The organism is Pandoraea sputorum, from assembly GCF_000814845.2.
Taxonomy (GTDB): domain Bacteria; phylum Pseudomonadota; class Gammaproteobacteria; order Burkholderiales; family Burkholderiaceae; genus Pandoraea; species Pandoraea sputorum.
The window spans coordinates 233,710-257,442 of sequence record NZ_CP010431.2; the positions used below are offsets into that span (position 1 = coordinate 233,710).

20 protein-coding genes are annotated in these 23,733 nt (G+C 64.1%); 17 read left to right on the top strand and 3 right to left on the bottom strand.

The window, feature by feature from the left end; genetic code table 11:
• Nucleotides 1–347: 347 nt before the first annotated feature.
• The 8 genes from NA29_RS01000 (at nt 348) to NA29_RS01035 (ending at nt 8,948) form a co-directional block, all read left to right on the top strand.
• The gene (locus tag NA29_RS01000) at nt 348–959 is read left to right on the top strand and encodes a pilus assembly FimT family protein (RefSeq protein WP_039394722.1); all 612 of its coding nucleotides are present in this window, start codon (nt 348–350) and stop codon (nt 957–959) included.
• Nucleotides 960–1,004: 45 nt separating this feature from the next.
• Nucleotides 1,005–1,535, top strand: a complete 531-nt coding sequence (locus NA29_RS01005; RefSeq protein ID WP_084103348.1) for a toxin co-regulated pilus biosynthesis Q family protein — start codon at nt 1,005–1,007, stop codon at nt 1,533–1,535.
• Nucleotides 1,536–1,583: 48 nt separating this feature from the next.
• Nucleotides 1,584–3,350 (top strand): secretin GspD/PilQ domain-containing protein, encoded by a 1,767-nt coding sequence (locus NA29_RS01010; protein WP_039394727.1) that lies wholly within the window; start codon nt 1,584–1,586, stop codon nt 3,348–3,350.
• Nucleotide 3,351: 1 nt separating this feature from the next.
• Nucleotides 3,352–4,722, top strand: coding sequence for a type IV pilus inner membrane component PilO (locus NA29_RS01015; RefSeq protein WP_039394728.1), 1,371 nt, complete (start codon nt 3,352–3,354; stop codon nt 4,720–4,722).
• Nucleotides 4,712–5,185 carry a hypothetical protein gene (locus NA29_RS01020; protein ID WP_039394731.1) on the top strand — a complete coding sequence of 158 codons (474 nt, stop codon included), beginning with the start codon at nt 4,712–4,714 and terminating at the stop codon, nt 5,183–5,185. Before NA29_RS01015 ends, NA29_RS01020 begins: the two co-directional genes overlap by 11 nt.
• Nucleotides 5,169–6,902 (top strand): GspE/PulE family protein, encoded by a 1,734-nt coding sequence (locus NA29_RS01025; protein ID WP_039394735.1) that lies wholly within the window; start codon nt 5,169–5,171, stop codon nt 6,900–6,902. Before NA29_RS01020 ends, NA29_RS01025 begins: the two co-directional genes overlap by 17 nt.
• A gap of 61 nt (nt 6,903–6,963) precedes the next feature.
• Nucleotides 6,964–8,055 (top strand): type II secretion system F family protein, encoded by a 1,092-nt coding sequence (locus NA29_RS01030; protein ID WP_039394737.1) that lies wholly within the window; start codon nt 6,964–6,966, stop codon nt 8,053–8,055.
• Between the two features lie 2 nt (nt 8,056–8,057).
• The gene (locus NA29_RS01035) at nt 8,058–8,948 is read left to right on the top strand and encodes a prepilin peptidase (RefSeq protein WP_052252430.1); all 891 of its coding nucleotides are present in this window, start codon (nt 8,058–8,060) and stop codon (nt 8,946–8,948) included.
• Here the strand turns inward: NA29_RS01035 and NA29_RS01040 are convergent.
• A complete protein-coding gene (locus NA29_RS01040; RefSeq protein ID WP_039394739.1) occupies nt 8,919–10,634 on the bottom strand; it encodes a GMC family oxidoreductase in 1,716 nt (571 codons plus the stop codon). The genes NA29_RS01035 and NA29_RS01040 overlap by 30 nt on opposite strands.
• Before the next feature lie 325 nt (nt 10,635–10,959).
• Here NA29_RS01040 and NA29_RS01045 point away from each other — a divergent pair, with 325 nt between their 5' ends.
• On the top strand, nt 10,960–12,624 hold the full coding sequence (locus NA29_RS01045) for an isovaleryl-CoA dehydrogenase (RefSeq protein WP_039394742.1): 1,665 nt from the start codon (nt 10,960–10,962) through the stop codon (nt 12,622–12,624).
• Nucleotides 12,625–12,855: 231 nt separating this feature from the next.
• On the top strand, nt 12,856–14,220 hold the full coding sequence (locus tag NA29_RS01050; RefSeq protein ID WP_052253154.1) for a coniferyl aldehyde dehydrogenase: 1,365 nt from the start codon (nt 12,856–12,858) through the stop codon (nt 14,218–14,220).
• Nucleotides 14,221–14,349: 129 nt separating this feature from the next.
• Here the strand turns inward: NA29_RS01050 and metK are convergent, their stop codons facing one another.
• Nucleotides 14,350–15,528: a methionine adenosyltransferase gene (metK, locus tag NA29_RS01055; protein WP_039394745.1), complete on the bottom strand. Its 1,179-nt coding sequence runs from the start codon at nt 15,526–15,528 to the stop codon at nt 14,350–14,352.
• Nucleotides 15,529–15,715: 187 nt separating this feature from the next.
• Here metK and NA29_RS01060 point away from each other — a divergent pair, with 187 nt between their 5' ends.
• The 5 genes from NA29_RS01060 (at nt 15,716) to NA29_RS01080 (ending at nt 20,784) form a co-directional block, all read left to right on the top strand.
• On the top strand, nt 15,716–16,612 hold the full coding sequence (locus tag NA29_RS01060) for a lipid A biosynthesis lauroyl acyltransferase (RefSeq protein WP_039394748.1): 897 nt from the start codon (nt 15,716–15,718) through the stop codon (nt 16,610–16,612).
• A gap of 43 nt (nt 16,613–16,655) precedes the next feature.
• A complete protein-coding gene (gene dapF / locus NA29_RS01065) occupies nt 16,656–17,507 on the top strand; it encodes a diaminopimelate epimerase (protein WP_039394751.1) in 852 nt (283 codons plus the stop codon).
• Between the two features lie 147 nt (nt 17,508–17,654).
• The gene (locus NA29_RS01070) at nt 17,655–18,323 is read left to right on the top strand and encodes a DUF484 family protein (RefSeq protein WP_039394754.1); all 669 of its coding nucleotides are present in this window, start codon (nt 17,655–17,657) and stop codon (nt 18,321–18,323) included.
• 1 nt (nt 18,324) lies between these two features.
• Complete coding sequence (gene xerC, locus NA29_RS01075) at nt 18,325–19,350, top strand: tyrosine recombinase XerC (RefSeq protein WP_150777170.1); 1,026 nt, start codon at nt 18,325–18,327, stop codon at nt 19,348–19,350.
• 219 nt (nt 19,351–19,569) lie between these two features.
• Nucleotides 19,570–20,784 carry a class I SAM-dependent rRNA methyltransferase gene (locus NA29_RS01080; protein WP_039394757.1) on the top strand — a complete coding sequence of 405 codons (1,215 nt, stop codon included), beginning with the start codon at nt 19,570–19,572 and terminating at the stop codon, nt 20,782–20,784.
• A gap of 36 nt (nt 20,785–20,820) precedes the next feature.
• On the opposite strand, the gene NA29_RS01085 is transcribed toward NA29_RS01080, so the two are convergent.
• Nucleotides 20,821–21,693, bottom strand: coding sequence for a DMT family transporter (locus NA29_RS01085; protein WP_039394761.1), 873 nt, complete (start codon nt 21,691–21,693; stop codon nt 20,821–20,823).
• 200 nt (nt 21,694–21,893) lie between these two features.
• On the opposite strand from NA29_RS01085, the gene NA29_RS01090 reads away from it, so the two are divergent.
• Together NA29_RS01090 and NA29_RS01095 are read left to right on the top strand one after the other, a co-directional pair.
• Nucleotides 21,894–22,388, top strand: coding sequence for a Fur family transcriptional regulator (locus tag NA29_RS01090; RefSeq protein ID WP_039394764.1), 495 nt, complete (start codon nt 21,894–21,896; stop codon nt 22,386–22,388).
• A 61-nt stretch (nt 22,389–22,449) separates the two neighbouring features.
• Nucleotides 22,450–23,529: a CobW family GTP-binding protein gene (locus NA29_RS01095; RefSeq protein ID WP_039394767.1), complete on the top strand. Its 1,080-nt coding sequence runs from the start codon at nt 22,450–22,452 to the stop codon at nt 23,527–23,529.
• Nucleotides 23,530–23,733: the final 204 nt, after the last annotated feature.

A 23,733-nucleotide genomic window follows, 5' to 3' on the forward strand; every position in this document is an offset into this window, starting at 1 on the left:
GCACACTTTTGTAGGCCCTTGGTTTGCGTGTAGTCAGATTCCTATTTTTCAGTTGATGTGACCGAAGGCGTCCGGCTGTCCGGTACCCACAGCCTGCCTTGTTTTCACGGTCATTTCGCGATGATTTTCGCGATTGTCGAGGCGCGTCCGAAGGTATCGGAAATGGCGCGCGAATGGGCGATTTCATGCTTGCGTCGAATGTCAATTTGCGAAAGCTGCGCGACGCACGCGACAACGCGACGACGCACATTCGGGCATAAATCGCCCCAGTCGTTGCGAGCGAGTCTCTCGGATCGTGACGTCGTTTCCTTAAATCTCTCAAATCCCTCAAATCTCGGAATCGAAAAATGAACGCATTCACAGACGCGAACGCCATCGCGCAAATCAAACACAAGCTGGTCAAGCGCCTGAACAAGCACGGACAGCGCGGGGTAACGTTGGTGGAACTCTCGGTCGCCGTCGCCGTGATGGGCCTGATCATGGCTGGCGCGATGGTCGGTGTGCCGCGCCTGATGAACAATGTGAAGCTGTCGCAGGAGATGAAGGACTGGCAGATGTCGGTGCTTGCGGTGCAGAACGCGGTGGCGGCCGGGACGCTGATCGCCGGGCAGACCAAGCAGGCCGAAATTCGTCCGACGGCGATTGCCGAGCCGTTCAATCGGCCTGCCGGCACCACGACGATCCTGAACCGGTTTGGCGGCGAGATCACCATCGACGCGGTGGACAAGAGCGGCTATCCGTCGAGCGGTGTAACGGTGAAGTCGGTCGGGTATCCCAGTTCCCAGTGCGAAGACTTCGCCGCCAAGATGAACGGTCTGTTCGCCACGCTGAGCATCAACGGCAACGTCATCAAATCCAAGACGGAAAACAAGATCGATCAGATCAGCAAGTCGTGCACGCAGGACAGCAACAGCGCGGCCATGACGCAAGCCGATCTCGAATTCACTATCGCCGGTTGAGAAGTCTTCTCGGGGATCTGACCAAAGACTAAAGGCGGACAGAACATGACTCTTCCAGGAATGCGTGTTGCGGTGCTCGCTGCGATGTTGGGGGGCGCGACGCCATCGGCGCTGGCGGTGTCCGACACGGACGTGACGTGGATGTTCGCTAGCCACAAGCCGCTGATGCAATCGCTGGGCGGCGCAGCCGACACGGGGCCCGTCGCCGAGTCGGCGAGTGCGCGGCACACCTCGCACGAAGGCGGCGCCGCCCTCGACACGCGCGACATGCCCGACGACGGGGCGCGTCACGTCCAGACGGCGAGCGTCGCCGAGCCAGCGGCAATGGAGCTTGCCCTGCAACCGTCGGACGGCCGCGTTTCTCAGGCCGTCCGACGGTATGCCGAGCGCAATGGCTGGCAACTCGCGTGGGAGATCGAGCGCGATTTCCCCATCGAGTATCCCGCCACGTTCCGCGGGGATTTCCTCGGCATCGTCGAGCAGATCGTGCGCTCGTTGCAGAACACCGACGCACCGATTCGCGTGAAGGTCTACGAGGCCAACCGCGTGTTGCGCGTCGTGCACGCCACACAATAACTTCCGCCTTGCCCTGCGCACGGCGAACCACATCGGAAGCGGTCATCCATGAGAAAGCATCTCGGCGTGTTGTGCGCCATCACGTTACTGACAGCGTGCGGCACGCCGGGCCTGCTGTCGAAAACCGACGAGAACGTTACACAGGTGCGCGAGACCATGCGCACCGCCAACGACACATACGCAGCAACAGCTATAGGCGCCATCGAACATGTCGATGGCGCCTGGCTGTCAAAAAAATCAGTCGCGGTCAACGCGACGATCGCACTTCCCGAATTCTTCACGCGTCAGGTGCGCTTCTCTACCGGCGCGCCCCTTCCCATGTCGGTGCTGCTCGCGCAAGTGGCGCGTGGCCACGGCCTGACGATTCGCATGGCCTCCGATGTCGCTTGCGACGGCGGTGCGTCGGTTGGCGTTGGTCCGGGCGGACGCGGCAGGCCTGCAGGCGCGCCGCAGCGCTTCCAGATCAACTGCACAGACAGTGGCGAGCCTGCCGTGCCGCTGCAATACCACGGCTCGCTATCCGGGCTGCTCGACACCATCGCGCATCGATCCGGCACACACTGGTCTTATCGCGATGGCGTCGTGCAATTCGCGCGCTACGTCACCCGGACCTTCCAGATCAAGATGATGCCGGGCAGCTCAACGTACACGGCGTCGGTCGGCAAGGCGTCCAAGATGAAGGCGGATCGCGGCGCGTCCGGCGGCGGTGGCGGGACGTCGGCGGGCGGCGTCGATCTGAGTTTCAATGCCGACGCGAACGTCACGGTCGAGTCGGAACTGGATTACTGGACGGATCTCGTCAAAACCGTCGGCGACATGCTCTCGCCAAGCGGTCGCGTCACGCCGTCGGTCGTCACGAGTTCGCTCGTCGTCACCGATACGGCCGATGTCGTCGAGCGCATAGCGCGATACGTCGAATCGGAGAATGCGGTGCTTGGCCGTCAGGTGAAGCTGCGCGTACAGGTCTATTCCGTCACGCTCGACGAAAACTCGGCGGCAGGCATCGACTGGGATCTCGTTTATCGATCCGCCAGCGGTTTCGTGGCGGGTCTGAGCGGCCCGGCGCTGGGCGGTGCGCTCATGACGCGCAAGGGCGGGCTGGGCATTCGCACGATTCCGAACGGGCGTCTGGCCGGGTCCACTGCGTTCATCAAGGCGCTGAGCAAGCAGGGGCGCGTGAGTACGGTGATCGACACGACCGTCGTCACGCTGAACAACCAGCCAGCGCCGGTGGCCGTCACGCAGAACCGGGGGTTCGTCGCGCAAACCAAGATGACGCCCGGCAATTACGGCGGACAGGCCGTCGTGACAGCCGAGCAATCGGTGCTCACCACGGGATTCGTCATGAATCTGTTGCCGACGTTGATGGATAACCGGAGCGTGATGCTGCAAGTGCAGATCGATATGTCGGACCTTAAGAAGCTCGACAAGATCAATCTGCGCACGGGTAAGGAAGCGCCGAGCGGCAGCGATGCGGGAGCATCGGGCGGCGGCAACGGCCCGAACGTGCGTGCGGACATCGACGGCAAGGCGGCGAGCATCGATATTGGCGGCAAAGGCGACGACCGTGGTCGCGACGACGACGGCCTCGGCGCCGGCACGTTCATGCAACTGCCAATCACGGCGTCCGTGCAGACCATGCAGCGTGCGTCGCTTAAGTCCGGCGACACGCTGGTGTTGAGCGGCTTCCGTCGCAAGGACGACGACACCGAGCGCGATGGCATCTTCAACTACGAGGGTGGAACGAAGGAGGCGAATCAGCACGTGAACGAGGTCGTCATCATGATCTCGCCGGAACTGACAGAGGGCGTGTGAGATGGGGCGCGCACTGTCCAACCACCTCGTGATCGGCGCGCAATGGGAGACGCTGATCGGTCTCGAAAAGGAGATGACCGAGATCCGCAGTCTCGCGCGCAGCCGCGACGCCTCGCACTTCACCGTCACCGATGACGGGGCAGGCACGCGCACCGTCGGGCTGGTCTCGCTGCCCGACGCGACGCAGACGAACGCCGCTACGACCCGGTACGCGCTTGCGGCGGTGTTGCGCACGCTGGTCGACGGACCGAACGTCGCGTTCATGCACCCGGACCCTGACGACCCCGCCAAGGCAGTGTTCGTGACGTTGCGCGACCATCGTCCCGAACTGGATCTGGAGGTTCCGGCGTCGCAGTTGAAGCATCGTCTCGAACAGTGGACGGCCGAGGTCGAGGGCCCGGTGAAAGTCGCCGGGGTGATGCGCACGGATCTGCCGCATGCCGACGTCATCCTCACGCTCGACGACATCGCCGCGGCTGCGGTTCGCGAGGCAACGGCCGAGACACGTATCAAGCCGGTGCGTCAGGCGCTCCCGGCGCGACAACTGAAAATCGCCGCTACGGTGGTGACGTTGCTCGCGGTCATCACTGGCGCAGCGTACGGGGGGTGGCAATGGTACGAGAGCATCCAGCGCGAAAAGCTCGCCGCCGCGAATCGCATCGATCCTGTCGTAGCTTACAAGCAGGCGCTGACGCGGGCACTTGCCAACGAGTCGTTCTCGACCGGGGCATCCTACGCAAGACATTTGCAGCGTGCGGTGCAGCAACTACCCGCGAACGCCGGGGGATGGCGACCGGCGTCCATCGACTGTAAGGCGCGGACTTGCGAGATCGAATGGCGGCGTCTCGAAGGTGGCACCTTCGACTTGCTGCTGTCTCAACGGCCTCGTGCGCAGATCGTCGATCTCGATCATGCGAACGAGCGCTTCATGCTGCCCGAGGACGATGCCACCTCGGCAAGCACGGTCGCCGCATCGCTCGGTGCGGCGAAAAGCGAAGCGCACACACCGGCAGGCACACCCTCCATCGAAGCGCTCGAAGACGACGGCGATGCCCGCGTCACCCCCATCCCGCGCAATCAGTTTCTGCGCACGGCAGGGGCGCGGCTGCAAGCGCTCGGCGACTACGGCATGGATATCGCGCTGACGATGCCCGAGCCGTTGGTGCCGGTACCACCGGGCGCGGCCTCGCGGGACGACATGCCGCCACCCATCTCGAAAGGTGAATGGAAGATGGCGGGGCACCTGGCGTTCTTCGACTCTGTCGCGGGTCTGATGATGCGCGCGGGCAACATGTCCCTCGGCGAGCTGAAGATCGTGATCGACGACGGCAAGCCCGTCTTCTCCGCACAAGGAACCTACTATGTTCACTAAGTTGCTTCGTGACGCCGCATGGGTGACGGCGACGCTGCTGTCGGCGACGGCACATGCCGAAGAGACGATCGACGTCTTCGCGCGGGCGCATCTGAAGGCATCGCAAGCGGCGCAGGATGCCAAACAGGCGCAAGCCAAAGCGCACGCAGCGGGGGATGCACAGGCACCGACGTCCGCCAAACCCGCACTGGCCGACGGGCCGCCCGAACTGCTTTTCATCTACGGTGTGGAGAACGCTTCCGTCGCGTATCTGCGTGTGGACGGCAAGTTCGGACGCAATGTGGCGAAAGGCGACAAGGTAGGACACTGGCAGGTCGTGCAAATCGGTGACGATTTCGTCGACATTCGACGCGGTGAGCGGCAACAACGCTTGCTCTTGCCCAATGCCTTCGGCGCAGTGTCGTCATCTTCCGCACAGACGAATCGGCGCGTCCCGGGGCAAGCGCATGGCGACGATTACTGAACGATTGCGCGCCACGCTGGCGCACCTCGGACGACGCGGGCACACGCGCGCCATCGTCCGTCCTATCGCCGATCTGCGCGAGTCCGACATTCAGGCGTTCGGCTGGCGACAGGACCTCGGCATCACGCTCGCAGGCGCGGAGCATGGCGCGCTGGTGCTTGTTGCGATGAAACCTCGTCTGTACCTCGTACTGCTCGAAAACAACACGTTCGTGCGCATGCAGGGTTCGGATCTGCTCGAACGCTTCGACCGTGCCGTACGCGCCAAACACCGGCTGGACCTCGAAGGCATTTACGTCGGCACGACAGAAGAAATCTTGCTGATGCAGTCGCGCCTTCAGCAGCAAGGAGACGAAGGAGGCCAGATCGGCGAGCGGCGGACCGGTGCGTATCGCAATTTCGATCTGATCATCGAGCGCGCGGTGGAAGCCGGGGCGTCGGATATTCACTTCGAGTTTCGTGAGGGACGTCATGTTCAGGTGCGCATGCGCATTCACGGCAAGCTGCGCATGTCGGCGGAGAACGATCGTCTCGCCCGCGACTATCACGCCATGCTTGACGCCGTCTCGGCCGCCTACAACTCGCGCGCCGATCCGAGCAGCCGCAGCCACAATCACTTCGACGACGCGCAGCACCAAAGCTGCTCGATTCCCCTGACGATCCGCCAACGCAAGTACCAGCTGCGCTTCCAGAGCGTGAAAGAGAATCGCGGTGTGGACGTGGTACTGCGTCTGCTGATCAACGAAGCCACGGACGGCGACGTCCTCACACTCACCCAACTGGGCTATGCCGACGATCAGGTCGAGATTCTGGAAGATGCCGTGCACCGCAGCCCGGGCCTCACGATCATCGCGGGCGAAACCGGCTCCGGCAAATCCACGACGCTGCGTACGCTGATGACCTACGAGCGCGATTCGGGCAAGAAATTCTTCTCCATCGAAGATCCTGTCGAGTACATCCAGCCGCATATGACGCAGATCCCGATTCAGCGACGCGCAGAAGACGGCCCGGGAGACTCGCCCTTCGGCGCGGCGGCCAAGGTCTTGCTGCGCGGCGATCCCGACAAACTGATGCCGGGCGAGATTCGCGATGCAGAGACCGGATCGTTCGCCAAATCGATGACGGAGACGGGCCACCAGGTGTTGTCGACGGTGCACGCGTCGAGCGCGTTCGGCATCGTGTCCCGGTTGGTCAGCGACGAAATCGGCATGCCGCTCTCGGCCGTCGCCTCGCCAAATTTCCTCACAGCCATCGTTTATCAGAAGCTCATCCCGGTCCTGTGTGCGCACTGCAAGCGTGCCGCGCTGGACGCGCCGGACGTCATCGACGCCGCCACGTTGTCAGTGATCGGCGCACTCGGCATCGACACGTCGAAGGTTTGCGTCGAAGGGCCGGGCTGCGAGCGTTGTGCCGGTCGCGGCACGAGTGGGCAGACGGTTGTGGCCGAAGTGTGCGAGCTGACCGACGAGTTGCTGGACTTGCTGCGTGAGGGGCGCTACTGGGACGCCGAGCGTCACTGGCGCGTCTGCCACGATGGCGACCTGACCAGCCCGCACATGACCGGAAAGTCCGCGATGGAGCACGCCATTTACAAGATGTCGCAGGGACTGGTCGACCCGCACGATATCGAGGCGGCCTTCTGCAAACTCAAGAAATTCCATTTCCGTCAGTCGACGTCGTTGGGCACCACTCCGACACGGCGTCTCGCCAGTGTGTGACCAGGCGCCGCATGCGTCGATGTCTGCGTAATTCCCCCTCCGAGGTTCAGCACTGAATGCCATGATCGAAGCCGCTAACCGTCTGCTCGCCAAACTCTCTCCTGCGCGCGATCCCTATCCCGGCCTGACGAAGGCCAAGCGCCAGTTTCGCAAGTCCCGCGCCAAGTTCTATAGCGATTTCGCCGACGCCATCGAAGACGGCGCGAACCCGTTCGAACTGTTCTCGCGCCGCTATACCCGGGCGAAGGAGCGCCGCAATCCGATGGCACCGTTGTACGCCGTTTGGCGAGACCGGGCCAGTTCGAAGAATTTGCAAAAGTCGTGGGCGGGCACGATTCCTGAGGAAGACCTTGTCGTGATCGCGGCAGGCGAGAAGGGCGATTTGCCCGGCACGTTGCGCTTTCTCGCGCGCGTCGTCACGCTCCAGCAGCAAACGCGTGCGGCCATTGCGGGCGCGGTGGCGTTGCCGATCTTCATGTCGGTACTGCTTGCGGCGATTCAGTTGGGCGTGGCCTACGGCATGATGCCGATCATGACGGAGATCATGCCGCCGGAAAAATTCCCGCTGGTCGGCGCAGGTCTCTATGCGATGTCGGGCTTTGTTGCGAACTGGTGGCCGCTCCTGTACGGCCTGCCGGTCGCGCTTGTCGTGCTGATGTCATTCTCGTTCAGCCGGTGGACGGGACCGCTGCGTCGCCGCTTCGACAACTTCGGCCCCTACGCCGTGTATCGCGACGTACGCGCAGGCGAATTTCTCGTCGCGCTCGCCGCGCTCACGAGTGCGAAGACCTCTGTATTCGATGCCGTCTCGCTGCTGCTTACGCGGGCATCGCCCTGGTTGCGGTGGCATCTGCTGCGCATGCGGGCGTCGCTCAGGAGCGAGCGCAGCATGATCAAGGCGATGGACACGGGTATCTTCAATGAGGAGGTATTCGATCGGCTTGTCGAGTACTCGGGGAGGACCAACTTCGACGCGGGCATTCGCAAGATCGGGTTGATGACCATCGAAGAGGTCGCGGAACGCATCAAGGCCCGCTCGGCCACGTTACGCTCCGTGCTTCTCGCGCTCGTCGGCCTGACAATCATCTTCACCGTCGGCGGCATGTTGCAGATCGGCCATGCGGCGGGCGAGTACGCGCAATCGATGTTCTGACGATGGGCGCTCTTTTCGAATTCCTGTGGTGCGAATTTCGGGCGCTGCCGCGTGAAGCGGTCGCGGCAGGAATGGCCGTGCTGGGACTGTTTGCGGGCAGCTTTCTGAATGTTGTCGTCTACCGGCTGCCGCGCATGCTGGAGACGCAGTGGGCAGGCGAAGTCGCTGCGTGGTCCGGACAGATTCCGCCGGTGACGCCGGTCTTCAATCTCGCCTGGCCGCCGTCGCGCTGCCCGAGCTGCGAGTCGCGCATTGCGGCACGTCATAACGTCCCGGTCCTTAGCTATCTCTGGCTGCGCGGGCGATGCGCCGTTTGTGGCGCACGGATTGCGCTGCGTTATCCCCTCGTCGAAATAGCTGTCGGCGTGCTATTCGCCGCGATGGCGTGGACATTCGTGCCAACGAAGCAATACGCTGCGATGCTCGTCTGGTGCGGCTTCGGCGCGACGTCGCTGGCGCTTGCCCTCATCGACATCGATACGCGATTGTTGCCAGACTTGCTCACGTTGCCGTTGCTATGGGCGGGGCTGTTATGCAGCGTGATGGGCGTGACGCTGCCCGTCGACGAAGCCGTGTTGGGGGCCGTGCTCGGGTACGTCGCGATGTGGACGATCGGATCGGTGTACCGCGCACTGACGCACCACGACGGCCTCGGCGGCGGCGACGCCAAGCTCGTCGCCGCCTGTGGTGCGTGGCTCGGATGGATCGGCGTGCCGCTGACGCTCGCTTTCGGCGCAATCGCTGCAACGCTGGCGTTCGCCGCCTATGGGCTGGTGCGCGGCCGCGGGCTGCGCGAGCCGATGCCGTTCGGCCCCTGGCTCGTGCTTGGCGCCTTGGCGAGCGCGCTGTGGGGCGAGCCGTTCCTAGACCTGTGGCTGCGCACGCGCGGCTAATGCGGGAGCGGCGGTCATCGTCTCCCCGATGGACGCGCCATCGAGCGACGCACCCGCACCACCGCGCACGCCGACGTTCTCCCCTTGATTCGAGGCCTTCGCACTCGCCAGCATCATGTCTGCCGCTTTCTCGCCGATCATCATCGACGGGGCGTTGGTGTTGCCGCCGATGAGCGTCGGCATGATGGACGCATCGACTACACGCAATCCTTCCACGCCCCGCACCCGCAGTTCTGTGTCGACGACCGACGCCACGTCGCTGCCCATCCGGCAAGTGCCGACCGGGTGATAGATGGTGTCGGCACGCGCACGGATCAACGCCGTCAGCGCTTCGTCCGATTCCACGCCCCGGCTGTGCAGTTCTTCTCCGCCGAACTTCGCGAGCGACGGCGCCGCGAGAATACGCCGAATCACGCGCGCCCCGCGCAACAGCGTATCGACATCTTCCTGCGCTTGCAAAAACGCCGGGTCGATGTGCGGTGCGTCGCGCATGTCGGCGGACGCCAGCGTGACGCGTCCGCGACTCTTCGGTCGAAGCACGCATGCATGCAACGACAGGCCGCGCCGCAGATGCAACCGCCGGTTGTGGTTATCGCAAATGCCCACGAGAAAGTGCATCTGCAAATCGGGCCGCGCGAGCGACGGGTCGCTTTTCAGAAAGCCACCGGCTTCCGCGACGTTGCTTGCGAACAGACCGCGCCGGTCGCGCAGGTATTCCATCCCCTGCGTGAGCAGATGCCAAAGCCCTGGCGGTGTGTAGCCCACGAGATCGCGATGTGCGATGTACTTGTTGACGATGAAGTCGATGTGATCCTGCAAGTTTTCGCCCACACCGGGGGCGTCTACCCGCACGTCCAGGCCATGCGCGCGAAGCTGATCGGCCGGACCGATGCCCGAACACATCAGCAACTGCGGCGAGTTGAACGCGCCGGCGCTCAGCACGACTTCGGCGCGCGCGTGAATCGTTTGCACAGCGCCTTGCCGTTGCAGCTTGATGCCCGTCGCGCGCTTGCCGTCGAACACGATGCGCTGCACCAGTGCGTCGGTGATCACGTGCAGATTGTTGCGCGTCTTGCCGTGCAGATAGGCGCGCGCCGCGTTCCATCGCTGACCGTCCTTCTGCGTCACCTGATAGATGCCCGCGCCTTCGTAATGCTCGCCGTTGAAGTCTTCGCTGACGGGGAATCCTGCTTCGCGCGCGGCGTCGACATAGTGTCGGGAGAACGGATTGACGGTGCGCAGATCGGCGACGTTGAGCGGGCCGCCCGCACCATGCCATGCGTCGGCGCCGCGCTCGTTGTTCTCGTTGCGACGGAAGTACGGCAGCACGTCGTCCCACGCCCAGCCGGTGCAGCCCGCCTGCGCCCAGTCGTTGTAGTCGTCCGGATGCCCGCGCGTGTAGATCATCGCGTTGATCGAGCTGGAGCCGCCGAGACCGCGTCCGCGTGGCTGATACCCCTGACGTCCTCCCAGTCCCGCCTGCGGTGTGGTGCGATAGCCATAATTGCGGCGCGATGCGAACGGCACGAGTGCTGCGAGGCCGAGCGGCAGACGCACGAGAAAGCTGTTATCCGGCGGACCGGCTTCGACGAGTGCGATGGTGCGATCGGGCAACCCGTCCGCCAGACGCGCCGCGAGTGCGCAACCGGCCGAGCCGCCGCCGACAATGACGTAGTCATAGTCCATGCTGTCATCCTCCCTTGGATGGCACTGCTTCAACGATGTTGTTGAATGCGTTCGCTGCTTCTTGTGCTGCTCGTTTTTATGATGCTTTGCGATGCCTGTGTCTCTTGCCGCTTTGTCTCGCCGCTTGCGTCGATCTCTGGGAAGTCTCGTCGACGTCACTTTGCAGCGGCACTCATTGTAGGCAGACAATGCGTGTGCCCGGGGGGGAAGTGAAGCATTCCTCTAATTTGTGCGAGCCCGAGGGCCTAGCCGCTATGATGAAATGATCGACTTGAAGTGACCGTCCCATGTAAGGCATTCGGGATGACGCGCAAGGGAGACACGGATGACTGAAGCCTGGCAGACGCACGACGTCACCAATCAGGTGCCGCCGCTCACGGACTACAACCTCTACGCGACCGATGCCGCGCTGCAAGCGGCTGTGGCGGCGTTCGATGCGGACTGGCACGCGAAGGCGTTGCATCGTCAGGGCGCACGTGTGGGCGAGACGGAAGTCCAGCAATGGGCACAAGACGCCAATCGTCACGAACCGGAACTGGAATCCTTCGATTCGCAAGGCAATCGTATCGACCGTGTCGCATTTCATCCTGCGTGGCACTCGCTCATGGGACTTTTGCGCGGTGCACAACTGCAATCGCTGCCGTGGGCGCATCCGCGCGGCGGGGTGATGGCGGCACGCACGGCGTCGTACTTTGTGCACGCGCAGAACGAAGCCGGTTCGCTGTGTCCTACGACGATGACGTTCGCGAGCATCCCGGTGCTGGCGAAGGAACCGGCGCTCTTCGCCACCATCAAGGACAAACTGCTCGCGCCGCAGCATGATCCGCGCGACGTGCCGCTCGCACAGAAGCACACCATGCTAGTCGGCATGGGCATGACGGAGAAGCAGGGCGGCTCCGACGTGCGCACGAACACCACCGTCGCGACCGAAGTGGGCAATGGCGAATTCGCGCTCGTCGGCCACAAGTGGTTCTTCTCCGCACCGCAGTGCGACGCGCATCTGGTGCTCGCGCGCGATAGCGACAGCGACGCGTTGTCGTGCTTCTTTGTACCGCGCTACCGTCCGGACGGCCACAAGAACGCAGTGCAGATTCAGCGTCTCAAGGACAAGCTCGGCAATCGTTCGAACGCGAGCAGCGAAGTGGAATTTCAGGGCGCGTACGGCACGCGTGTGGGCGCGCCTGGGCGCGGTGTGCCAACGATTATCGAGATGGCGACTTACACGCGGCTCGATTGCGTGATCGGCAGCGCGGCGATGATGCGCACGGGCGTCGTGCAAGCGATTCATCACGCACGGCATCGCACGGCGTTCGGCGCGAAACTTGTCGATCAGGACCTGATGACGGCGGTGCTTGCCGATCTCGCGCTGGAGTCGGAGGCGGCGACGTGGCTGGCGATGCGGCTCGCGCGAGCGTTCGACGCGAGCCTGTCGGACGACGACTCACCCGTCGAGCGCGCATGGCGGCGCATCGTGCTGCCCGCCGCGAAGTTCTGGGTGTGCAAGCGCGCGCTCGAACTCGCTGGAGAATGCATGGAGGTGTGGGGCGGCAACGGGTATGTCGAGACGGGGCCGCTGGCGCGTCTGTACCGCGAAGCGCCCGTCAATTCGATCTGGGAAGGCTCGGGCAACGTGATGTGTCTGGATGTGCTGCGCGCCATGAGCCGCGAGCCGGATGTCGCCCAAAGTTGGTTTCAGTGGCTCGACGAACGCGTCGGATCGCACGCGACGCTGCGAGCCGCGCTCGCACAGTTGCACGGCTGGCTCGCCGCCGATCCCACGTCGCATGGGGTGCGCGCGCGTGCCATCGCGCAACAGATCGTGTTGCTGTCACAGGCCGCGTTGTTGTTGGAGCATGCGCCGTCCGAGCTGGCGCACGGGTTCGTAGAGAGCCGGTTCGCGAATGCGGGCGGACGTGTCTACGGTGTGATGCCTGACACGATTCCAGTCGGCGTGCAACGCGCGTGGCTCGACAGAGCGTTTCTTGCATGACGCATGACGCAAACGCATAACGCATGACCTAAGACACGACGCACCGACTTCATATAACGACAACATATCGACGACAGCGACCGGAGCACTCACGCACCGGCAGTCGCAGGGAGGAACGGCATGGGACACAAGGACGAGATGGGCGGGGGCGGGCTGCACGAAGCCGCAACATTGCAGGTGTCGCATGACGACGATCTGGCGCGCGCGTTGCTGTTGCCACGCTTTGACGCGATGCGTCACGCGCACGAGGCCTCCCCACACGTTGACTGGTCGACCCGCAAACGTCATCTGACGGCGCTGTTGGGCATGCTGCACAAGTATCGCGAGCCCTTCGCGAAGGCCATCGATGAGGACTTCGGCGGGCGCTCGAAAGAAGAGACCGACATGCTCGAATTGTTTCCCTCGCTGGGCAATCTGAAGCATGCGCTGTCGCACACGCGTCGCTGGATGCGTGGCTCGTCGGGTTGGGCAAACCTCTGGCTCCTGCCTGCGCGCCGCGCGCTTGTTCCCCAACCGCTGGGTGTCGTTGGTGTGATCGTGCCGTGGAACTACCCGCTGTTTCTTGCCGTCGGTCCGCTCACGGATGCACTGGCCGCAGGCAACCGCGTGATGATCAAGGTCTCGGAAGTCACGCCGCGTTTCGCGGAGGTGTTTGCGTCGGCCATCGCCGAGACGTTTCCGCCGGAATGGGTGACGGTCGTGACGGGTGACGCGCAGGTCGCGCGCGCCTTCTCGTCGCTGCCGTTCGACCATCTGCTGTTTACCGGGGCGACGTCGATTGGCCATCACGTCATGCGCGCGGCGAGCGAGCATCTCACGCCGGTGACGCTGGAACTCGGCGGCAAGTCGCCCGCGATCATCGGCCCGGGCGCGCGCTGGGAGCACGCGGTGGAGCGCATCATGCTCGGCAAGCTGCTCAACGCGGGGCAGACGTGCGTCGCCCCCGACTATGTGCTGGTGCCGCGCGAAAAGCTCAATACGTTCGTGGCGACGGCGCGGCAGGTGGCGTCGCGCCTTTACCCGGATGCCGTGAACAATCGGCAATACACGAGCATCGTGTCGGCGCGTCACTTCGAGCGATTGTCCGGACTGGCGGGCGAGGCGGCCGCACAGGGCGCTACGGCCCACCCCTTGTTCGACGCACCGGCGCAGGCAGCGCGCAGACGTCTGCCGCCGGTCGTGCTGACGGGCGTGCACGACGGTATGCGCGTGATGCGTGAAGAGATCTTCGGGCCGCTGCTGCCTGTGGTGCCCTATGACGATCTGGACGCCGCGATTGCGTACGTGAACGAGCGTCCGCGTCCGCTCGCGCTGTACATGTTCGACACCGACAATGCGCGCATCGATCAGGTCGTGGACGGCACCATCTCCGGCGGCGTGACGATCAACGACACGCTGCTGCACGTGGCCGAGCATTCGTTGCCGTTCAGCGGCGTGGGACCGTCCGGTATGGGCGGCTATCACGGGGAGGCGGGCTTTCGTACCTTCTCGAAGGAGAAACCCATCTTTCGGCAGGCACGCTGGAATGGCGGCGGTCTGCTCAATCCGCCGTACGGCAAGCGGTTCGCCGCGATGATGAAGCTGCTGCTGCGCTGAGGGCCGGACACTTCGTCGCCGCGCGTTATGTTGACCAAAACAAAACCCCCGCCGGTTTGACCCGGGCGGGGGTTTTGTCTGACTGACGCCGGTCGAAACCGGCGTTCGCCGTGAAGCGATTTAGCCGAATCAGGCGACCGCGCGCAGACCGGCGTCGGCCAGCAGGGCGTCGGCGCGATCCGTGGCTTCCCACGAGAATTCCGGCTCTTCGCGGCCGAAGTGACCGTAAGCGGCAGTCTTCTCATAGATCGGACGCAGCAGGTCGAGCATCTGGATGATGCCCTTCGGGCGCAGGTCGAAGTGCTTCTCGACCAGCTCGGCGATGCGCTGATCGCTGATCTTGCCCGTGCCGAAGGTGTTGACCATGACCGACGTCGGACGCGCCACGCCGATGGCGTACGAGACCTGGATCACGCACTTCGAGGCCAGACCGGCGGCCACGATGTTCTTCGCGACGTAACGGCCAGCGTAGGCTGCCGAACGGTCGACCTTCGACGGATCCTTGCCCGAGAACGCGCCGCCACCGTGCGGTGCAGCACCGCCGTACGTGTCGACGATGATCTTGCGGCCCGTGAGGCCGGCGTCGCCTTGCGGGCCACCGATCACGAAACGACCGGTCGGGTTCACCAGGAACTTGATGTCGCCCTTGATCAGGTCGGCCGGCAGCACCGGCTTGATGACTTCTTCGATGACGGCTTCGCGCAGCGCGTCCAGCGCGATGTCCGGCGCGTGTTGCGTCGAGAGCACCACGGTGTCGATGCTGTGCGGACGGCCGTTTTCGTACTTGATGGTGACCTGGGACTTGGCGTCCGGACGCAGCCAGGGCAGACGGCCGTCACGGCGCACTTGCGACTGGCGCTCGACCAGACGGTGCGACAGGTAGATCGGCAGCGGCATGAGTTCCGGCGTTTCGTCGCAGGCGTAGCCGAACATCAGGCCTTGGTCGCCTGCACCCTGATCGAGGTTGTCGTCGTGTGCGCGGTCCACGCCCTGAGCGATGTCCGGCGACTGGCGGTCGTAGGCGACCAGCACGGCGCAGCCCTTGTAGTCGATGCCGTAGTCGGTGTTGTCGTAACCGATGCGACGGATCGTTTCGCGTGCGACCTGCTGATAGTCGACCGTGGCGGTCGTGGTGATTTCACCGGCGAGCACGACGAGACCCGTGTTGCAAAGCGTTTCCGCAGCAACGCGCGCGTACTTGTCTTGCGTCAGGATGGCATCGAGAACGGCATCCGAGATCTGGTCAGCGACCTTGTCCGGGTGACCTTCGGAGACGGATTCGGAGGTAAAGAGATAGTCGTTCGCCACTTGTGGCTCCTCTAACGTATTTGGCGACTCACGTTGCCGTCATCGGAGGAGAAGCGGCGACGCTTTAGCGGAAAGTTGGTCGAATGGGCTGCCTATGTATGGTGGCTCATTCGAATCGCCCCGCAAGTTGTCAGTTAACTCGGCGATGTCGCTTATTATACGCCCCTGAAGAAATCCTGCTTGTGACATGGCTACCACTCCCAAGAAATCCCTCGGGTACTACCTCAGCGTGGGTTTGCTGCGCGGACTCAACCTGCTGCCCTATAGCTGGGTCGCGCGCTTTGGCGCGGGCGTCGGCCATGTGCTGTACTTGATTCCCAGCTCCCGGAAGCGGGTGGTGCACACCAATCTGCGCCTGTGTTTCCCCCACTGGGACGACGCCACCCGCGAGCGCGTGGCCCGGGCGTCCTTCGTCCATGCGATCCGGAGCTATGCCGAGCGCAGCTTTCAGTGGTTTGGCAGCGGCAAGAAGCTCGAACGGCTTATCGAACTCGATTCGGCCGTCGATCTGCGCGCCCCGGACATGCCCCCCACGATCCTGCTCGGCTTCCATTTCGTGGGGATCGAGGCGGCGTCCGTGTTCATCAACTACTCGCTGCACCGCCCCTGCGCCTCGCTTTACACGCCGATGTCCAACCCGGCGTTCGACGCCATGGCCCGCGAGCAACGGGGCCGTTTCGACGCCGAGATGATCCCGCGCGGCGACAGCGCGCGCGACGTGCTGCGCATGTTCCGCAAGAAAAAGCCGGTCATGCTGGCGGCCGATATGGACTATGGCGCTCGAAACTCCACGTTCGTGCCGTTCTTCGGCGTCGAGACTTGCACGCTGACGTCGGTGTCGCGACTGGCGGAAGTCGGCCGGGCGCAGATTCTGCCGTTTATCGGCGAAGTGCTGCCTAACTTCAAGGGCTACCGTCTGAAAGTGTTCCCGATCTGGGAAAACTACCCCAGCGGCGACCCGGATGCCGACGCACGCCGCATGAACGCCTTCCTCGAAGAGCAGATTCTCAAGATGCCGGAGCAGTATTACTGGGTCCACAAGCGTTTCAAGACGCGCCCCGAGGGGCAGCCGGGGGTCTATTGACCGGCACCGGATGCGCGTCGACCTTCTCCACTACAATAGCGGCATGAAGCTCAAATTCACCAAGATGCAAGGCGCCGGAAACGACTTTGTCGTGATCGACGGCATCTCGCAGACCATCGATTTCACGCCCGAACAGTGGCGTGCGCTCGCCGACCGCCACTTTGGCGTCGGCGCAGACCAGTTGCTGCTCGTCGAACGCTCCAGCATGCCGGGCGTGGACTTCCGCTATCGCATCTTCAACGCCGACGGCGGTGAGGTCGAGCATTGCGGCAACGGCGCGCGCTGCTTCGTCAAGTTCGTGCGCGACACCGGGCTGACCGACAAGCAGACGGTGCGGGTCGAAGTGCAACAGGGCGTGATTACGCTCACGATGCGTGAAGACGGTCAGGTCAGTGTGGATATGGGCGCACCGATTCTCACACCTTCTGACGTGCCGTTCGACGCGGCCGGTCTGGAAGGCCGCCGCGAGGGCGACGACACGCTCTGGCCGCTCGACGTCGCAGGCAAGACGACCTGGATTTCCGTGGTCTCGATGGGCAATCCGCACGCCGTGCAGGTGGTGGATAACGTCGACACCGCACCGGTCGAGACGGACGGCCCGCTGGTCGAGCGTCACCCCCGTTTCCCGCGCCGGGTGAACGCCGGTTTCCTGCAAGTGGTGAGTGAGCACGAAGCGCGACTGCGCGTGTACGAGCGCGGCGCAGGCGAAACGCTGGCCTGCGGCACGGGCGCGTGTGCGGCGGCGGTCGCGGGCATCCGTCGCGGTTTGCTCAAGGCACCTGTAGCCATCGAGACGCACGGCGGCACGCTCACCATCGACTGGGACGGCGCAAGCGGTCCGGTCATCATGACGGGACCGGCTGCCACGGTCTTCGAAGGTACGATCGAAGTCTGACGTCTTCGGCGTCAGGGCAGGCAGCATGGCATTGGTTTCAGACGGATTCTGATTTAGCGACCCAGGCGGCCGCCCGTCACCCTTGTGTTCGGCGTCACGAATATGAGGCACGACAGGCGGCAGTTGACGAACAGCAGACGGACATTCATGAACGACCGAGATATTGCGGAATACCTGATTGCGCATCCCGACTTCTTCGAGCGCCATGCCGAATTGCTGGCTGGCGTGCGGCTCACCAGCCCGCACGGCCAGCGGGCGGTGTCGCTGCAGGAGCGTCAGATCGAGATGCAGCGCGAGAAGACCAAGCAGATCGAGCGGCGCCTCGCCGAACTGATGCGCTACGGCCACGAAAACGACGATATCTCGGGCAAGCTGCACCGCTGGACCCTCGGTCTGCTGGGCGAGCGTGACCCGCATGCGCTGCCTGAAGCGATTGCCCGTGGCCTGCGCGACGTTTTCAATGTGCCGTTCGCCGCCGTGCGCCTGTGGAACGTGGCCGCGCCGTATCAACCGGCCGAGTTCGCCCGCAGCGTTAGCGAAGAAGTGAAGATTTTCGCGACGAGTCTGGTCACGCCGTACTGCGGCGCGAACACCGGCTTCGAAGCGGTGACATGGCTGGGTGCGCCGAGCGATCCCGCCTCGGTCGCCCTGCTCGCGCTGCGCGATCCGCAAGTGACCGACGGCCCGGTGTTCGGCCTGCTCGTCATGGGCTCGGAAGACGCACGCCGCTTCCATGAAGGCATGGCGACCGACTTTCTCACGCAGATCGGCGAACTGGCCGGTGCTGCCCTCGGCAAGCTGCGCGCCGACGACTGAGATGCGCTCCGGAGCTTCGGCTGGCAAGGGAAAGGGGACGAGCGAGGCGGCTGACGTGGCGCACGACGCGTCGCCCGAGTCACCTCCTGAAGCCCCCCCTGAACCGCCGCTTGAGCCGGGCATCCGCACCTATCTGACGTCGCTGGCCAGCGAGCGCAAGCTCGCGGCGCTCACCCTGGAAAACTACACGCGCGACCTGCGTCAGTTGCAGCGTCTGGCGAACGGCCGTGCGCTCGAATCGCTGCAACACGGCGACATCCGTCGGTTCGTAATGAAGCTGCATAGCGAGGGACTCGTCGGCCGCTCGATCGCCCGCAAGCTCTCCGCCTGGCGTGGCTACTTCGCGTGGCTCGCTCAGCGCACCGCGCTCGCCGCGAATCCCGTCGAAGGCGTGCGCGCCCCCAAACAACCCAAACCGTTGCCCAAGGCGCTGTCGCCCGATCAGGCGTCGGCGCTCGTCGAGTTCTCGACGGGCACGTCAGCCGAGGCCGTGCGCAACCGGGCGATGTTCGAACTGCTTTACTCGTCGGGCCTGCGTCTGTCGGAGCTGACGGGGCTTGACCATCGTTACGTCGAGGCGGACGGCTACCGCTCTGCGAGCTGGCTGGATCTGGCCGAGCGCGAGGTCGTCGTGACGGGCAAGGGCAACAAGCGGCGCCGCGTGCCGGTGGGCGAGAAGGCGGCGCAGGCGTTGACGCAATGGCTGGAGATGCGCGCACCGCTGGCGTCGGCCGAGCCGCACGCCCTGTTCCTGTCGGCGCGCGGCAAGCGTGTCGGGGCGCGCGCGGTGCAGCAAGGGCTGGAGCGCCATGCGCTGGCTGCCGGACTGCCCACGCACGTGCATCCGCACATGCTGCGTCACTCGTTCGCAACGCATGTGCTGCAATCGTCCGGCGATCTTCGGGCCGTGCAGGAAATGCTCGGCCACAGCAATATTTCGACGACGCAGATCTACACGAAGCTCGATTTCCAACACCTCGCCAAGGTCTACGATCAGGCGCATCCGCGCTCACGCAAGAAGCCCTGAGGCTGGCCCCAATGCCGCACCGGGCTGACGATGCGCTTTACGGCGAGCGCGCCGAGTCGGTGTAGAATCGCGTCCTTCCCCAGCAAGTCCCGCACGTTGTGCGTTGTGCCGTCCGTGTGCCGGATGCTTCCCGCGTGTGGCCGAGCGTATCAGCGCCTTCGGCCCGCCGTGCCGCCAGACTTGCCCGTCACTCCGAATGCAACCGTTGGTCCGTCCCGCATGAATACCTTGACCCTCAAGCCCGGCAAAGAAAAGTCCTTGCTGCGCCGTCACCCCTGGATTTACGCCACCGCCGTGGCGCGTGTGGACGGCAACCCGGCCTCCGGTGCCACGGTCGTGGTGCGGGCCGCCGACGGCCGTTTCCTCGCGCGCGCCGCATTCAGCCCGGTGTCGGCCATTCGCGCCCGCGTGTGGACGTTCAACGAAAACGAGCCGGTCGATCACGCGTTCTTCAAGCGTCGCGTGTCGGCGGCGCTGGCGTACCGCGAAGAGATGGTGCACGACACGGGCGCGACACGTCTGCTCTTCGGTGAGGCCGATGGCCTGCCGGGCCTGATCGTCGACCGTTATCAGTCCGCGCCGGGCCAGCCGCAGACCGATCAACTCGTCTGCCAGTTCATGGCGGCGGGGGTTGAAGCCTGGAAGGACGCCATTACCAAGGCGCTCGTGGGCGCGACCGGCTGCCCGAACGTCTATGAGCGTTCCGACGCGGCGGTGCGCGAGCGTGAAGGGCTGCCGAGCATTACCGGCGTGCTGGCCGGGGCCGAGCCGCCCGAAGCCCCCGAGTTGCTGACGACCCATGAAAACGGGGTGAAGTACTACGTCGACGTGCGCAACGGGCACAAGACCGGCTTCTACGTCGACCAGCGCGATAACCGTCGGCTCGTCCAGCAACAGGCCAAGGGCCGCGACGTGCTGAACTGCTTCTGCTATACCGGCGGCTTCTCGCTGGCGGCGCTGGCAGGTGGCGCGCAGAGTGTGCTGTCGATCGATTCGTCGGGTGAGGCGCTGGCGATTGGCGCGCGCAACGTCGAACTGAACGGATTCGACGCCGCCCGTGCCGAGTGGCGCGATGCGGACGTCTTCAAGACGCTGCGCGCCCTGCGCGAAGAAGGCCGTACGTTCGACATGATCGTGCTCGACCCGCCGAAGTTCGCGCCGTCGGCCCATCACGTGGACCGCGCCGCGCGGGCCTACAAGGACATCAATATGGCGGGCTTCCGTCTGCTGCGTCCGGGCGGTCAGTTGCTCACGTACTCGTGCTCGGGCGCGATCGACGCCGATCTGTTCCAGAAGATCGTGGCCGGTGCGGCCGTCGATGCCGGTGTCGACGCGCGTATCCTGCGTCGCCTGTCGGCCGGTATGGATCACCCGATGCTGACGCAATTCCCCGAAGGCGAATACCTCAAGGGGCTTTGGTTGCAGCGTATGTAAGTGCTTGCTTTCTCGGTGTTGGCTGTCCGGCGGGCATCAGCCCAGCGTGAGACCGACCACACCCAAGGCGATCAGTACGGCACCGCCCACGCGGCGGTGCATCTCCCCCTCTCCCAGCACCCGCACACCAAGCAGCGCAGCCACCATCATCGACATCTCCCGCGCCGGGGCGACATGCGAGACGGGCGCGTATTTGAGCGCTGTCAGGATCAGGAAGTAGGAGATCGGCGAGATCGTGGAAATGATCAGGATCTTGCGCCAGTTGGCCTGCCACAGCACGGCGATGCGGGCCGGACGGGAGAATGCCGTCGGCGCGGACAACACGACCCGCAGCACGTTTTCCAGGTAGTAGTAGACGAGCGGTGCGAGCATCAGGGTGCGCATGGCGTAGGCATCCGCCAGCGTGTAAGCCGCAATGAATCCGCCCGTCAGCACGCCCCAGCCAGCGCCTGCATGCATGCTGCCGCGCCGGAACAGCCGTTCGCCACCGGCAATCACGAGCACGCCACAGACGACCAGCGCAATGCCCACCAGCGCCAGCCACCCCGGGCGCTCGCCCAGCAGCACGATGGCGCCGATGGACGACAGCAACGGGCCGGTGCCGCGTGCGAGCGGATAGACGACCGAGAGATCGCCCACGCGGTAGCCGCGCTGCAAGACCAGGGTGTAGCCGTAATGCAACAGGGCGCTGACGGTGATGACACCCCAGCCGAGCGCCGACGGCCAACTGGCTTGTCCTGCGAGGAAATACAGCGCCAGCGGCGTGTAGATCACGACGGTCAGCAGGGCGTAGAGAAAGACCAATTGCGGGCCACCGCCTTCGCGCGTGTCGATGCGCTTGGCGACGAAATTCCAGGTGGCATGCAGAAACGCGGCGGTGACAACGAGGGCGAGGGCGGTGAGCGACATGACGAAGGGTGTTTTTTGTGTCAATTGTATGACGCATTCCCGTTCACTCCCCGTCACGTTGCCCGAATTTCATCCTATTCGTCGGCTAATATCCCGTCATTCCCGGTCCAACTGAGGCAGCCGGGCGGGCAACAGCGGGGCCGTCTGGACCAATTTGCAACTCGGTTGCAGCGCTGACGGCGCTGTGCTTAAATCGATTCATGAGCCTTACTCAATTACAACCGTATCTGGAAGCCGCCCGCACAAGCTTGCAGGAGCAATCTGGCCGCGTGACTTCGGGGCGTGTTCGCGTGCTGGCCTTGCTGCTCAAGGCAGGCCGCCCGCTCACCCATCAGGAAGTACTGGCCGATCTGGCGACCGACGCCGATCCGCTCGACCGCGTGACGGCCTACCGCGTGCTCGACTGGCTGGTCGCGCAGGGCTGGGCGATCAAGCAGGCGGGCGACGACCGTATCTTCCGCTTCGTCATGGCCGAGCACGTCGATCCCGAGCGTGCGAGCGCGCCGCGTCCGCATACGCAGCACGGTCATTTCCGCTGTGTACGCTGCCATCGAACTTTTTGTCTTGACGATTGGCCCCAGCATCCCCAATTGAGTGAGCGCGAACTCAAGCGCCTGCCCAAGGGTTTCGTGGGCGAACAGGTCGAGCTGCTGATTCATGGCACCTGCGCCCAATGCGCGGGCGCTACCAACTGACACGGCACACGCCGCCGCCGGCGCATTCCGATGCGCCGCATCACCACAGGACATTGCATTCATGACTCCCGTCACCATCCTGACCGGCTTTCTCGGCAGCGGTAAAACCACGCTGCTCAAGCGCATCCTGACCGAAGCGCACGGCATGAAGATCGCCGTCATCGAAAACGAATTCGGTGAAGAGAACATCGACAACGACATCCTCGTGCAGGACAACGCCGAGCAGATCGTGCAGATGAGCAACGGCTGCATCTGCTGCACGATCCGGGGCGATCTGGTGCAGGCGCTGTCCGATCTGAACAGCCAGCGCGACGCCGGTTCGATCCAGTTCGACCGCGTGGTCATCGAGACGACCGGCCTGGCGAACCCCGGCCCGGTGGCGCAGACCTTCTTCATCGACGACGAAGTGGCCGACACCTACCGTCTGGATGCCATCATCACGCTGGTCGACGCCAAGCACGGCCAGCAGCAACTCGATCAGCACGAAGTGGTGCAGCGTCAGGTGGGCTTCGCCGACCGTCTGTTCATTACGAAGGCCGATCTGGTGACGCCGGACGCCCTCGACGACCTCAAGCACCGTCTCGCCCACATGAATCCGCGTGCGCCGCAGCAGGTGGTGGACTTCGGTCAGGCCGATCTGAAGCAGATCTTCGACATCCACGGCTTCAACCTGAACGACAAGCTCGACATCGATCCGGACTTCCTGGCCGCCGACGAGCACGCGCACGACCACGGCCACGACCATGACCACGATCATTCGCATTGCGACCATGACCATGGCAAGTGCGATCACGAAGGTCACGACCACGGGCACGCTCACCACCACCATCATGCGCATCACGACGACGCCATCAAGTCGTTCGTCTTCCGCAGCGAAAAACAATTCGATCCGGCCAAGCTGGAGGATTTCCTCGGGAGCATCCTACAGGTGTACGGCGAACGCTTATTGCGTTATAAAGGCGTATTAAACATGCGCGGTATCGACCGCCGGGTCGTGTTCCAGGGCGTTCACCAGATGATGGGTAGCGACGTGGGCACGAAGTGGCAACCCGGTGAGACGCCGAACACCAAGATGGTGTTCATTGGCGCGGAACTGCCGAAAGACATCATCCTGCAAGGGCTGGAACGCTGTCTGGTCTGAGCGGAATCGCCGAATCCGGTGACGGGAAAGCCCTTAATCGGGACTGTCGAACGATTCGGTTACAATACCTGCCCACTGGGACCGCCGCCAGCGAATCGACGCGGCATTCCGGGGGGTAGGCAGGGGAGCACCGTCATGGCCACCGCCTCTCGCAAGACTGCCACCGCACGCCCCACGCGCCGGTCTGAACCGGTGCCGGAAGCG

Coding starts and splice junctions, on each gene's coding strand:
- NA29_RS01000 (WP_039394722.1), top strand. CDS start 348: ATGAACGCATTCACAGACGCGAACGCCATCGCGCAAATCAAACACAAG.
- NA29_RS01005 (WP_084103348.1), top strand. CDS start 1,005: ATGACTCTTCCAGGAATGCGTGTTGCGGTGCTCGCTGCGATGTTGGGG.
- NA29_RS01010 (WP_039394727.1), top strand. CDS start 1,584: ATGAGAAAGCATCTCGGCGTGTTGTGCGCCATCACGTTACTGACAGCG.
- NA29_RS01015 (WP_039394728.1), top strand. CDS start 3,352: ATGGGGCGCGCACTGTCCAACCACCTCGTGATCGGCGCGCAATGGGAG.
- NA29_RS01020 (WP_039394731.1), top strand. CDS start 4,712: ATGTTCACTAAGTTGCTTCGTGACGCCGCATGGGTGACGGCGACGCTG.
- NA29_RS01025 (WP_039394735.1), top strand. CDS start 5,169: ATGGCGACGATTACTGAACGATTGCGCGCCACGCTGGCGCACCTCGGA.
- NA29_RS01030 (WP_039394737.1), top strand. CDS start 6,964: ATGATCGAAGCCGCTAACCGTCTGCTCGCCAAACTCTCTCCTGCGCGC.
- NA29_RS01035 (WP_052252430.1), top strand. CDS start 8,058: ATGGGCGCTCTTTTCGAATTCCTGTGGTGCGAATTTCGGGCGCTGCCG.
- NA29_RS01040 (WP_039394739.1), bottom strand. CDS start 10,634: ATGGACTATGACTACGTCATTGTCGGCGGCGGCTCGGCCGGTTGCGCA.
- NA29_RS01045 (WP_039394742.1), top strand. CDS start 10,960: ATGACTGAAGCCTGGCAGACGCACGACGTCACCAATCAGGTGCCGCCG.
- NA29_RS01050 (WP_052253154.1), top strand. CDS start 12,856: ATGCGTCACGCGCACGAGGCCTCCCCACACGTTGACTGGTCGACCCGC.
- NA29_RS01060 (WP_039394748.1), top strand. CDS start 15,716: ATGGCTACCACTCCCAAGAAATCCCTCGGGTACTACCTCAGCGTGGGT.
- dapF (WP_039394751.1), top strand. CDS start 16,656: ATGAAGCTCAAATTCACCAAGATGCAAGGCGCCGGAAACGACTTTGTC.
- NA29_RS01070 (WP_039394754.1), top strand. CDS start 17,655: ATGAACGACCGAGATATTGCGGAATACCTGATTGCGCATCCCGACTTC.
- xerC (WP_150777170.1), top strand. CDS start 18,325: ATGCGCTCCGGAGCTTCGGCTGGCAAGGGAAAGGGGACGAGCGAGGCG.
- NA29_RS01080 (WP_039394757.1), top strand. CDS start 19,570: ATGAATACCTTGACCCTCAAGCCCGGCAAAGAAAAGTCCTTGCTGCGC.
- NA29_RS01085 (WP_039394761.1), bottom strand. CDS start 21,693: ATGTCGCTCACCGCCCTCGCCCTCGTTGTCACCGCCGCGTTTCTGCAT.
- NA29_RS01090 (WP_039394764.1), top strand. CDS start 21,894: ATGAGCCTTACTCAATTACAACCGTATCTGGAAGCCGCCCGCACAAGC.
- NA29_RS01095 (WP_039394767.1), top strand. CDS start 22,450: ATGACTCCCGTCACCATCCTGACCGGCTTTCTCGGCAGCGGTAAAACC.